This is a genomic window from Coprococcus sp. HPP0074, from assembly GCF_964238105.1.
In the GTDB taxonomy this organism is placed as follows: domain Bacteria; phylum Bacillota; class Clostridia; order Lachnospirales; family Lachnospiraceae; genus Faecalimonas; species Faecalimonas umbilicata.
The window spans coordinates 131,398-144,326 of the sequence record NZ_CAXSKS010000001.1 but is presented as its reverse complement, the minus strand read 5'-3'; the positions used below and the strand labels follow the sequence as shown (position 1 = coordinate 144,326).

10 protein-coding genes and 1 tRNA gene are annotated in these 12,929 nt (G+C 42.9%); 2 read left to right on the top strand and 9 right to left on the bottom strand.

All coding sequences use genetic code 11. The features are described 5' to 3' along the window. Positions 1-6 precede the first annotated feature (6 nt). Genes ACESPO_RS00710 through pepV form a run of 3 tightly spaced genes read right to left on the bottom strand, consistent with a single transcriptional unit; the run spans position 7 to position 2,396 of the window. Positions 7-474: a DUF1893 domain-containing protein gene (locus ACESPO_RS00710; protein ID WP_119987162.1), complete on the bottom strand. Its 468-nt coding sequence runs from the start codon at positions 472-474 to the stop codon at positions 7-9. Continuing rightward, positions 449-979: an ECF transporter S component gene (locus tag ACESPO_RS00705; protein WP_009261976.1), complete on the bottom strand. Its 531-nt coding sequence runs from the start codon at positions 977-979 to the stop codon at positions 449-451. Before ACESPO_RS00705 ends, ACESPO_RS00710 begins: the two co-directional genes overlap by 26 nt. Before the next feature lie 10 nt (positions 980-989). Next, positions 990-2,396 carry a dipeptidase PepV gene (pepV, locus tag ACESPO_RS00700; RefSeq protein WP_336305312.1) on the bottom strand — a complete coding sequence of 469 codons (1,407 nt, stop codon included), beginning with the start codon at positions 2,394-2,396 and terminating at the stop codon, positions 990-992. Between the two features lie 223 nt (positions 2,397-2,619). Here pepV and ACESPO_RS00695 point away from each other — a divergent pair, with 223 nt between their 5' ends. After that, a complete protein-coding gene (locus ACESPO_RS00695) occupies positions 2,620-3,438 on the top strand; it encodes a polysaccharide deacetylase family protein (RefSeq protein ID WP_119987165.1) in 819 nt (272 codons plus the stop codon). Between the two features lie 59 nt (positions 3,439-3,497). Here ACESPO_RS00695 and ACESPO_RS00690 read toward each other — a convergent pair whose 3' ends face one another. The 6 genes from ACESPO_RS00690 to ACESPO_RS00665 form a co-directional block, all read right to left on the bottom strand. Beyond that, positions 3,498-3,983, bottom strand: coding sequence for an acetyltransferase (locus ACESPO_RS00690; protein ID WP_008975378.1), 486 nt, complete (start codon positions 3,981-3,983; stop codon positions 3,498-3,500). Between the two features lie 133 nt (positions 3,984-4,116). Further along, on the bottom strand, positions 4,117-4,392 hold the full coding sequence (locus ACESPO_RS00685; protein ID WP_336305311.1) for a hypothetical protein: 276 nt from the start codon (positions 4,390-4,392) through the stop codon (positions 4,117-4,119). 224 nt (positions 4,393-4,616) lie between these two features. Further along, positions 4,617-4,698, bottom strand: a tRNA-Leu gene (locus ACESPO_RS00680). A gap of 86 nt (positions 4,699-4,784) precedes the next feature. Then, positions 4,785-6,056 carry a diaminopimelate decarboxylase gene (locus tag ACESPO_RS00675; protein ID WP_009261980.1) on the bottom strand — a complete coding sequence of 424 codons (1,272 nt, stop codon included), beginning with the start codon at positions 6,054-6,056 and terminating at the stop codon, positions 4,785-4,787. Between the two features lie 79 nt (positions 6,057-6,135). Then, on the bottom strand, positions 6,136-7,572 hold the full coding sequence (pyk, locus tag ACESPO_RS00670; RefSeq protein WP_119987171.1) for a pyruvate kinase: 1,437 nt from the start codon (positions 7,570-7,572) through the stop codon (positions 6,136-6,138). A gap of 39 nt (positions 7,573-7,611) precedes the next feature. Continuing rightward, complete coding sequence (locus ACESPO_RS00665; RefSeq protein ID WP_119987174.1) at positions 7,612-8,472, bottom strand: rhomboid family intramembrane serine protease; 861 nt, start codon at positions 8,470-8,472, stop codon at positions 7,612-7,614. A 204-nt stretch (positions 8,473-8,676) separates the two neighbouring features. Between ACESPO_RS00665 and ACESPO_RS00660 the strand changes: the two genes are divergently transcribed. Beyond that, complete coding sequence (locus ACESPO_RS00660) at positions 8,677-12,927, top strand: 2-hydroxyacyl-CoA dehydratase (protein ID WP_270665514.1); 4,251 nt, start codon at positions 8,677-8,679, stop codon at positions 12,925-12,927. Positions 12,928-12,929 lie beyond the last annotated feature (2 nt).

Genomic DNA, 12,929 nt, shown 5'->3' with positions numbered 1-12,929 from the left:
GAGATTTTATTTTTTCATCAACCGGGCGATCGTTTTTTCTAATGCTTCAAACGCTTCCTCTGGATCTTCCACCAACTGTACCGTCTCTTCCATCGGACACATGCCATCCTTTGTCCTGTTCTCAATATACGGCACAAGGGTTTCAAATTGATATGGAATCTGATGCTTTTCAAATATACTAACAGCACCCTCACTCATAACTCTTCCAAATACGGCTTGAACTTCTCCGAGAACCGCCAGAAGTGCTGCAGCCTTTCCAACAACCTTGTCCGCAATTACAGATCCTTGAAATGCTTTTCTGTCTGCGCGTAGCTCCACCATAAGCGGCTTGATCCCGATGGCATCCGAACACCTTACCGCTCCATCTTCCGATAAGATTACACAGCTTTTCTGCTCCTCTTTCAGAATCGTAACCGCATTCCTCAGTTGTTCTTCGATCTTCTGCTCCTTACTCCTCACCTCTGTCTCGTTCAATCATCCATCCTCCCTTTTTTAATGTAAAATAGAAAAGTGGGATTACCGTGATCTGAAGGATCATCCCCGGAATTCCAGATACAATCCCTGCCATAAACGCTCCCATATTGGCAAACGGGAAATGGAATCCCAAAAGCTTAACACCAATGATCAAGGAACATCCATACAACACTCTTCCAAGGATCATCGCGCTGAGCAAAGTGAAATACACATTCATTTTTCTGATAAAAATTCCAGTGAAAATTCCGTAAGCCACAAGTTCCACAAGCATAAAATAAAGTTTAGGTACCGGCGGCATCCCGGTAAGCATAGAGCTTACGAGAGGGACAATCAGTCCAATCAGCCCGCCATAGCAAGGTCCAAGCAAGATTCCGGCAATCATCACAGGAAGATGCATCGGCAAAAATGCCATGCCCACTCCTTGCCCAAATACATGGAATGCCTGCGGCAGTACAAGTCCAACGGCAGTCAAAAGACCGCCGTATATCATCTTTTTTGTTCTCATCAACTTATTCCTAACAGCAGAGTTCGCAGATTACCTGTGCGAAAATTTTAGCGCTGAGCACCAACTCATCGACAACTGCAAATTCATCCGCACCATGCATTCTATTATCCGTTCCCGGCATCGAGCATCCGAAAGCGACACCTCTTTCCAAGTGATGTACATAAGTACCTCCTCCGATTGCCAGGCATTCTCCTTTCTGTCCGGTATATTCTTCATAGCACGCAAGCAATGTCTGAACAAGAGGAGAATCTGCCGGAACATGATGCGGCGGATTCTGTGTCTCATTTAATAATGTGATCCCATCTTCTTCCATTCTTTCTTTTACGACATTTAATACGTTCTCTGTTGTACCGCAAATCGGAATCCGGCTGTCAAAGATTCCATCCAGTCCATCTTCATTTAACTCTAGAACACTAAAATTCATTGTGAGTTTCCCAGAAAGTTCATCTTCCAGATTGATACCAAGCGCCTCCGCCTGATGATCTCCGGACGGGAACATCCGATGTAATTTTTCTACTGCATCTGTTGTACTGCATGCTGCAAATGGAAGCATACATAATAATTCCAGAAGTGCTGTCAATGCATTCTTTCCTTCTTCCGGCTTAGAAGCATGTGCGCCTTCTCCCTCTGCATGGATGATCACAGTTCCTTCTGATTCCTCACAAGTAAAGACAACGCCAGTTTTCTTTTGTACCTGCTCTGCCTTCTCCAGAATCTCTGCGCTACCAATTCCAACTACACTTGCAGTAGCTTTTCCCGGAACAATGTTGACGATCTTGCCGCCAGAAACACTTAAAATACGTGGAGATACCTCTTCTGTGTCCCATTTTGCAACAAAATGTCCATTCAGACTTCCCTTCTCAATATTGATCACCGGGAAATCTGCATCCGGCGAAAATGTCATCGGTGCTTCTTTCTCTACCGCGTAGTAATGTGCGATATCACTGCTTCCACACTCCTCGTCAGTTCCAAGAATCAAACGTACATTTTTGTTTAATGGAATACCAAGTTCTTTCACTGCACGCATTGCATACATTGCCGCAATTGCAGGTCCTTTGTCATCAGCACTTCCCCGGCCATACACTCTTCCATCTTTGATAACTGGCATGTACGGTTCTGTCACGCTCCATCCGTCACCTGCCGGAACTACGTCAAGATGTGCCAAAATGTCCAACTGCTTTTCCATGTCGCTTAAATCTGCTGTTCCGACATAGTTTTCATAATTTTTCACTGTAAATCCGTATCCTTCTGCCATCTCAAGTGCTTCTGCAAGTGCTTTCGCCGGTCCTTCCCCAAACGGACAATCGATGGCTGCTTCCCCTTTTGTACTATTGATTCTGATCAGACGGCAGATATCTGCGAGCATTTCCTCTTTGTGTGCGTCTAAATAAGCTTCAATCTGTTCTCTGTATTGCATAAATCTCTTCCTTCCCTTCTTCTGACTTATAATGAAATCGCAGAGATAAACTCTGGTATTCCGGGCAATGGCAGCTTTCCTGTCATATGCCGCACTTTGTGTCTTATTATACTGCACTTTGGGGGATACTACAATCTTTTTTAAAAATTTCACTTTGTTTCTTAATGCATACGACTTCTGATTTTCCATATATTAGAATAACAATATCTTTCAGGAGTTTTCTATGTTCAAAAAACAGCATCTGATTTCTGCTTTCAAACTATGTTTCTTATTCAGCGCCGCATTTTGTATCGGCACCATGACTGCCCATTTACAGAAACAACAGTCTTTGAAGGCAATCCCCACAGCTGCCGACGGTAACTGGGGACTAAGTTTTCCCGAAGAAGGAAAAACACCAACCGGGAATGCCACCTCCGGAGAACTTTCAAAATACAATGCATTTTATGCCGGAAATCCCGATAAGAAAATAATCTATCTTACTTTTGATGCAGGATATGAAAACGGAAATACTGTTCCAATCCTCGATGCGCTAAAAAAGCATCATGTCCCTGCAACTTTTTTTGTCGTCGGAAATTTTCTAAAAGAAAATCCGGATTTAGTGAAACGCATGCAGCAAGAAGGACACATCGTTGGGAATCATACATATACCCATCCTGACATGTCTAAAATCTCTACAAAAGAAGCATTCGAAAAAGAGCTTGGAGAACTGTCGACACTTTACCAGAAGACAACCGGAGAAGAAATGACAAAATTTTACCGCCCGCCACAAGGAAAATATAGCGAAGCCAATCTACAGATGGCAAAAGAGATGGGGTATCACACCTTTTTCTGGAGCCTCGCCTATGTAGACTGGTATCAGGATCAGCAACCGACCAGGGAAGAAGCATTTGAAAAACTACTCGGCCGCATCCACCCTGGTGCGATCGTCCTCCTCCACAGTACTTCCAGCACAAATGCCTCTATCTTAGACGAACTGCTCACAAAATGGGAAGAGATGGGATATACTTTCGGCTCTCTAAACGACCTGATCCAGACAACATAGTTTCATTCACACTCAAATCCCCACATCTCAACCTGCCTACTGTTTTTCTCTGAAACAAATTACTTCTTTAACTGAAAGGCGATTCTTTCTGTGCCGTCTGCCACTTGGATCTTTCCACATTTGACAAATCCATTCTTTTCCAGCAGGCGCTGCATAGGCAGATTCGCCTCATGTGTATCCACTCGAATTTCCTCGCTTTGCTCAATGCTCCATTGCAGGCAAAACATTCCCGCTCCCTTTCTTTCTCCGCTGGATGCCAGTCGGTGCAAGACATGATAGGGAGACTGGTTCAACCACTGTCCATCCCATATTTTCTCATAAGTTGGATCTGGTCCGCCACACAGGCTAAAGACTGCCACAATAGCTTCTTCCTCCTCACAAACGTACTGACACCCTTGTTCAATTTCTTTTAGAATCAATTCTCTGGAAGGGTAACCCTTGTCCCATTGTGTCGCATTTCCGTTTTTTCTCATAAATGCACGTGCCTGCTCATATATCCTCATAATTTTATCGATTTCTTCTGCTTTTCCTCTTCTAATCTGCATCTGTTCTTCCTTTCTTCTCAAAGAAATAGGAATGTGTCTGACACATTCCTATTTCTGCTATTGATATTCCGTACAATCTGTCTTTGACTATCGTCCGACAGATTTCTTACTACTGTAACCTTGTCTGTACCAACTATCTTGCAGCTTTCTTATGTCCGTTCTCTACCACATCTGTCCAGCCAAGCTCTAGCTGATAATTCTGTACTTCTTCACTCTTCTTTAAATCAAAGTACTTTTTGCTGGCACCGATCTTATCACAGATCTTAAAAAATCCGAGTTCCAAAAGGTTAAAGAACTTATGGAACGGTTCAATTTTGTAATCTACATGCCCTTTCATAAAAAGCGCAGCCACAATTCCAGTCAATACAACAGTAGTCATTACAATGATACTCTGAATATGATTCAACATTGCCTTCAACCCCTTTTCTTTTCGTTTTCTTTATTTTAATTCTATTTACCAAAATAGTCAATTATTTTTATTACTTATTTATAGTTTTCTATTATTTTTAATTATCTTTCTAAAATACACTGTTTTCTCTAACTTACAAATTACATATGACCGCTTGCGTCCCCCGATTGCAAGTGTTTTTCTATGCAAAAAATCCAGACTACTTAAAGTAATCTGGATTTTACTGCCGATGGCCGGACTCGAACCGGCACGGATCGCTCCGCATGATTTTGAGTCATGTGCGTCTGCCAATTCCGCCACATCGGCTCTTTTACCTCGGTTCATCTCTCAGAACCGAGATTTATCATAACACACTTTTTTTTGAATTGCAAGTTCTTTTTTCTATTTTTTACTTATTTTATCAATTTTTTTCCAATTTCAAAGCAATCAAACGTCGCATAGTAATCCGCCGGCGTCTCTGCTCTCCGGATCATCTGTACACTTCCGTCTTCTTTCAACAAAAGTTCTGCCGATTTCAATTTGCCATTATAGTTATATCCCATTGCAAATCCGTGTGCACCAGTATCATGGATATAAAGCAGATCTCCAATATCGATCTTTGGAAGCATGCGATCAATCGCAAATTTATCATTATTTTCACAGAGTGATCCCGTCACATCATACTTATGGTCACATGGCGCATCCTCTTTTCCCATAACTGTAATATGATGATAAGCCCCATACATTGCCGGGCGCATCAGATTTACCGCACATGCATCGCAGCCAATGTATTCCTTATGCGTATGTTTTTCATGGATTGCCCTTGTCACAAGTGCACCGTACGGCCCCATCATAAATCTGCCAAGTTCTGTATAGATTGCAACATCTCCCATACCTGCTGGCACAAGTACTTCCTCATATACTTTTCTGACCCCTTCCCCGATCGCATGGATATCGTTCGGTTCTTGATCCGGGCGATACGGAATTCCAATTCCACCAGACAGGTTGATAAATTTAATATGGACTCCTGTTTCTTTCTGCAACTTCACTGCCACTTCAAACAAAACTTTTGCAAGCATCGGATAATATTCATTTGTCACTGTGTTGCTTGCAAGAAAGGCATGAATTCCGAAGTGTTTTGCCCCTTTTTCTTTTAAAATTCGGAATGCATCAAACAGCTGCTCTGTCGTCATTCCATATTTCGCATCTCCAGGATTGTCCATAATATCATTGCTGATTTGAAACAGCCCACCCGGATTGTACCGGCAGCTGATGGTCTCCGGGATATGTCCGATTGCCTTCTCCAGAAAATCAATATGGGTAAAATCATCCAGATTGATAATTCCTCCCAACTTATCCGCATAGACAAATTCTTCTGCCGGAGTTGCATTGGAAGAAAACATAATATCTTCTCCCACAGCTCCGATTGCTTCCGACATCATCAATTCTGTATAAGAAGAACAGTCGCACCCACATCCGTATTCTCTTAAAATCTGAATTAAAAATGGATTAGGTGTTGCCTTGACCGCAAAATATTCTTTATATCCCTTATTCCAAGAAAAAGCTTCCTTTAGTGCTCTCACATTTTCACGGATTCCTCTCTCGTCATAAATGTGAAACGGAGTCGGATAGACTTTTGCAATCTCTTCCAGTTGCTCTTTTGTCACAAATGGTTTCTTCGTCATCGTTTCTTCTCCTTTTCTATTGCAGAGAAGGCATGACCGAACAGCTGTATACCGTCTTGTCATGCCCTCTCGGACTATTTTATTCCACTACAGCGATTCTCATCATATTACTTACGCCGTCACGTGATTTTTTGATCGTTGGGGACGGAATTCCCGCTGTCATTACGACAATATCACCCGGCTCCACAAGTCTCTTTGCTGTCACAAGATCGATCGCATCGTTACAGATGTCTTCTGTTGTGTTGTATTCAATCGATTTTACTGGTGTTACACCCCAGTAGATCTGCATTTTTCTCAAAGTTTCTTCATACGGTGTCACACCGATAATATCTGCCTTTGGTTTGAACTTAGACACTACTCTTGCTGTTGCACCAGTTACAGACGGTGTGATAATACATTTTGCCGAAAGATTCATTGCAGTTGCCACAGAAGAATATCCAATCGCACTAGAAATTCCTTTCTTTCTATGCTCCTGCGCTTTTTCAAGAAGCACATCATAATCAAGATGTTTCTCTGTATTTTCAATAATGTGCACCATCATCTGTAAAGCTTCCACCGGGTATTTTCCCTGTGCTGTTTCACCTGAAAGCATCACTGCATCTGTTCCATCGTAAACAGCATTGGCAACATCTGTCACTTCCGCTCTTGTCGGACGCGGATTACGGATCATGGAGTCTAACATTTGTGTTGCAGTGATTACCGGCTTATAGTTATCATTACATTTCTTAATCAGCATTTTCTGTAAGTACGGTACTTTCTCTGCCGGGATTTCCACACCGAGATCTCCTCTCGCAACCATGATACCGTCTGCACAGTGAATGATCTCATCAATATTTTTGATTCCTTCTGCATTTTCAATCTTCGCAATAATCGGTATATGTGGTGCTCCACACTCTTTTAATAATGCTCGGATTTCCAGAATTCCTTCTGCGGAGCGAACAAAGGATGCTGCAATAAAGTCAATTCCCTGTTCCACACCAAAAATAATATCCTCACGGTCTTTCTTCGTAAGTGCAGGAAGACGTACCGGAACATTTGGAACATTGACACCCTTTCTTTCTCCAAGCTCTCCTCCATTTAACACTTTACAAGTGATTTCATTTCCGTTGATGGTCTTTACTTCTAACTCAATCAATCCATCGTCGATCAGGATTCTCTTTCCTGGTTCTACATCTTCTGCAAGTCCATCGTACGTGATAGATACTTTTTTTGCATCTCCTTCAATTTCTTCTGTTGTCAGTGTAAACATCTCTCCTGCTTCTAACATTACCTTCTTTCCGTCTTTCAGCACACCTGTACGGATCTCTGGTCCTTTTGTGTCGAGCAGAATCGCAATCGGCTTCCCAATCTCCTCACGAACAGATTTCAGAAGATCCATTCTTCCTTTCTGCTCCTCGTGAGAGCCATGCGAAAAGTTAAAGCGTGCTATATTCATGCCTTCTTCCGCGAGACGCTTCATCATAGCTCTATCGTTCGTATTTGGTCCCATCGTACATATAATTTTTGTCTTTCTCATCTTTTACTTTTCCTTTCTTATCTCACTTCAGTCTCAAAATCATTTGACATGCTCATGCGTAAATAAATGATCCTGGCAATATTCGTAATCGCCATTGCACTTTGTACAATACCGAAACTCCAGATTCGGATCGTCCAGTTCTGTTCTGCCACACACAGCACATCTGTGTCTTGCTCCATTGGCATAAGTGTGTTCTGCCCGGTGCACTTGTTTCTTATATGCTTGTTTCCTTCTGATTTCTTTTGGTGAGTAAGCCTTCATATTCCTTGATGATACATAGAAGATCAGGAAATTCAAAAGAGATACGAATGCTGCGATTGCGTCTGCTTTATACATAATTCCAAAGACCCCTCCTGCGTAAGCCGGAAGAATTCCCTGCAAGATCGTGAATGCAAAAAATGCCCCATCCAGCAATGCCAGATATTTGACCTTAATCGGAATGACAAAGAACAACAAAAACTCTACATTCGGATACAATGCCGCAAAGGCAAAAAACAGTGACAGATTCAAGTACGAAGTCCCGATTGGGAATGAAATTCCTGTCAGGAAGTATACGATCAGCGCCGCAATCAAGTGAAACAATACCCCGGTAAAAAAGTACAGATTAAACCGGAACGCTCCCCATGCCGCCTCTAGATTCTGTCCGATCATGTAATACAAATACAATGCAAAAACAATAAAAATCGGGCTTCCGTCTGGTGGCTGAAGCAAAAATGTCACAATTCTCCAAATCTGCCCATGCAGAATTGCGTTAGCATTCAGGCTCAGATACTCCATATAAAAACCAGGTGCGATCAGGTTCAGAACGAAGCCAACCGCATAAAGGATGATAATGTAATGCATCAGATTGTGTATTGCATATCTTTCAAATTTACGTTCTAGTTTGTTGATCCAATTCATATGAATAACTACTCCTCTTGACCTTTCTTAAAATTTACTCATACTAATTGTACCTGCAAGCTCCTCTTTTGTCAATTCTAACAGTTTATTATTTTTTCGTTGTATTTTGCAAATTGTTGTCATATAATGAAAATTGTTTTTTTAAGCAGACTATATTTTAATAGGTTAGAACAGACCTTATTTCTTCTAAAAGGAGCAATATTTATGAATTACAAACAACTATATAAACTGGGAATCGACATCGGTTCTACTACTGTAAAGATTGCAATTCTTGATACAGAAAATAATGTACTCTTTTCTGACTACGAGCGTCATTTTGCTAATATTCAGGAGACCCTTTCCGATCTTCTCGGGCGAGCGCTTTATAAACTCGGTCCAATCTTAGTATCTCCTGTCATGACTGGTTCTGGCGGGCTGACACTTGCCAATCACCTGGAAGTTCCTTTTGTACAGGAAGTCATCGCAGTCTCTACCGCTCTCCAGGACTACGCACCTCAGACCGATGTTGCGATCGAGCTCGGTGGAGAAGATGCAAAAATCATCTACTTTGAAGGCGGAAATGTCGAACAGCGCATGAACGGAATCTGCGCCGGTGGTACTGGTTCTTTCATTGATCAGATGGCTTCTCTTCTGCAGACAGACGCTACCGGATTAAATTCCTACGCAAAAAATTATCAGGCGCTCTACTCCATTGCTGCACGCTGTGGTGTCTTTGCGAAATCAGATATCCAGCCTCTGATCAATGAGGGCGCTACAAAAGAAGATCTCGCCGCTTCTATTTTTCAGGCAGTGGTAAATCAGACGATCAGTGGACTTGCCTGCGGAAAACCGATCCGCGGACATGTCGCCTTCCTTGGCGGTCCTCTCCACTTTTTGTCAGAGCTGCGAAATAGCTTTATCCGCACTCTAAATCTCGACGATGAACATATTATCGCACCGAAGCATTCCCACTTGTTTGCTGCGATTGGGTCTGCACTTAACTCCAAGGGAGATCACGAAACCTCCCTGACAGCCCTTCAGACAAGACTGGCGGAACATATCCATATGGATTTTGAAGTAGAACGTATGGAACCACTGTTTGCAAGTGAAGCAGAGTATCAGAACTTCAAGACCAGGCACGAACGACATCAGGTTCCTGTACTTGATCTCTCCTCCTATAAGGGAAACTGTTTTCTCGGGATTGATGCAGGATCTACCACAACAAAAGCGGCACTTGTCGGCGAAGACGGAAATCTTCTTTACTCTTTTTATCACAGCAATGATGGTGATCCGTTAGGAACAACGGTCAAGGCAATTAAAGATATTTATACAAAACTTCCAGATGGGGTTAAAATTGCCCACTCCTGCTCCACAGGATACGGAGAAGCCCTTATAAAAGCCGCCCTTTTACTTGATGAGGGTGAAGTGGAGACTATTTCCCACTATTATGCTGCCGCTTTTTTCAATCCAGATGTCGATTGTATTTTAGACATCGGCGGACAGGATATGAAATGCATTAAAATCAAAAATCACACTGTGGACAGTGTACAGTTAAATGAAGCTTGTTCTTCTGGTTGCGGATCCTTCATTGAGACGTTTGCGAAATCTTTAAATTATAGCGTGGAAGACTTTGCACATGAAGCACTTTTTGCCAAGCATCCGATTGATCTCGGAACACGCTGTACTGTTTTTATGAACTCAAAAGTCAAACAAGCACAAAAGGAAGGGGCATCTGTCTCGGACATTTCTGCCGGACTCGCCTATTCTGTCATCAAAAATGCACTGTATAAAGTTATCAAAGTATCAGATGCCAGTATGCTTGGGAAAAATATTGTCGTACAGGGAGGTACTTTCTACAACGATGCCGTGCTCAGAAGTTTTGAAAAAATTGCAGACTGCGAATGTATTCGACCAGATATCGCAGGGATCATGGGCGCTTTCGGCGCTGCTCTGATTGCCCGCGAGCGTTTCAATGAAAGTAAAGGAACAACCATGCTTCCGATAGAAGAAATTGAAGCGCTTACATACAGCACAACAATGACAAAGTGCCGCGGATGCACAAATAACTGCCGGCTTACTGTCAACCGTTTCAGCGGCGGAAGAAGTTTTATTACCGGAAACCGCTGTGAACGCGGACTTGGAAAAGAGAAAAAAGAACAGGAACTCCCAAATTTATTCGCATACAAAAGCGAACGTTGCTTCGGCTATGAGCCGCTTTCCGAACAAGAAGCCGTACGCGGAACGGTTGGTCTTCCTCGTGTCTTGAACATGTATGAAAATTACCCGTTCTGGTTTACTTTCTTCCATGAACTGAAATTCCGCGTTGTGCTCTCGCCACCGTCTAGCCGTAAGATTTATGAACTCGGAATCGAATCTATTCCAAGTGAATCTGAATGTTATCCGGCAAAACTGGCACATGGACATGTGGAATGGCTGATCAATCAGGGAGTGACCTTTATTTTCTATCCTTGCATTCCTTATGAACGGGAAGAATTTAAAGATGCAAACAATCATTATAACTGCCCAATGGTTACATCCTATGCTGAAAACATCAAAAATAATATGGATGCAATCACCAATGGAACGATTCACTTTAAAAATCCATTCCTCTCTTTCAAAAGTGAGGAAGTGCTGTCCAAGCGGCTCATAGAAGAATTTTCAAAAGAATTCCAGATTCCAGAACAGGAAATTCGCCATGCAGTAAAAAAAGCATGGGACGAACTTGCCGCCTGCCGGGAAGATATCCGAAAAAAAGGAGAAGAGACGATCGCATGGCTTGAAAAACATCATAAGAGGGGAATCGTTCTTGCCGGACGCCCATATCACATTGACCCGGAAGTCAATCACGGAATCCCAGAACTGATCAACTCCTACGGGATCGCTGTACTTACAGAAGACTCCGTCTCACACTTACACAAAGTAGAGCGCCCTCTGATCGTCATGGACCAGTGGATGTACCATTCCCGCCTCTATGCTGCGGCAAACTATGTCAAGACAAAAGATAACCTGGATCTGATCCAACTTACTTCTTTTGGATGCGGACTAGATGCAGTAACTTCTGATGCGGTCTCTGATATTCTGACAAACTCAGGAAAGATTTATACTTCCCTGAAGATTGATGAAGTCAATAACCTTGGAGCTGCCCGCATCCGTATCCGATCCTTGATCGCAGCGATCCGCGTTCACGAAAAGATGCACACAACCCGTACGATCCAGCCATCTTCCATCCAAAAGGCAGTATTTACAAAAGAGATGAGAAAAGACTATACGATTCTCTGTCCGCAGATGTCTCCGATCCACTTTGACCTTTTGGAGCCGGCAATCCGCTCCTGCGGCTACCAACTGGAAATTCTTCCGAATGATAATAAAGAAGCGGTCAATGTAGGTCTAAAATACGTCAACAACGACGCATGCTATCCGTCACTGATCGTTGTCGGACAGATTATGGATGCCATCTTATCAGGAAAATATAACACCGATAAGCTCGCTGTGATCATATCGCAGACTGGTGGTGGCTGTCGTGCTTCGAATTATATTGGCTTTATCCGACGGGCACTCAAAAAAGCCGGCTACCCTCACATTCCGGTCATTTCCCTGAATTTGAGCGGCCTTGAGAGCAACCCTGGATTCCAGATCACTCTCCCTCTTGCAATGAAGGGAATTTATGCGGTTGTTCTGGGAGATGTCTTCATGAAATGTCTGTACCGTGTCAGACCATACGAAGCAGTCCCTGGTTCTGCCAATGCGCTTCATGAAAAATGGAGAAAGAAGTGTAAAGAATTTTTATCTGGTGGTTATCCATCCAGGCGAACTTTCTCATCGCTGTGCGCACAGATCATACATGAATTTGACGAACTTCCGATTCTCGATAGAAAAAAACCGCGTGTTGGAATCGTAGGAGAGATCCTTGTAAAATTTCTCCCTGCAGCCAACAATCACCTTGTGGAACTCTTAGAACAGGAAGGCGCCCAAGCTGTTGTTCCGGATCTCTTGGACTTTTTTGCCTACTGCTTCTATAACAACAATTTCAAAGCAAGCCACCTTGGAATGAAAAAATCTTCGGCCACAAAGGGAAACCTTGGAATTCACGCACTGGACTGGTTCCGGGCACCGGCTTCTGCTGCCTTTGCAAAGAGCAAACGTTTTTCTGAACCAGCAAAGATTTCAGATTTGGCAGCAATGGCACAAGACATTGTGTCTGTTGGAAATCAGACTGGGGAAGGATGGTTTCTGACCGGAGAAATGTTAGAACTGATCCATAGCGGTACTACAAATATCGTCTGTGCGCAGCCATTTGGCTGCCTCCCAAATCATATTGTCGGAAAAGGTGTCATCAAAGAGCTGCGACACCGCTATCCGCTTGCAAATATTGTTGCCATCGACTATGATCCAGGCGCAAGTGAAGTCAACCAGCTGAATCGGATCAAACTGATGCTGTCTACCGCACAAAAGAATCTGGAGCGAAAAGAAGACTAATT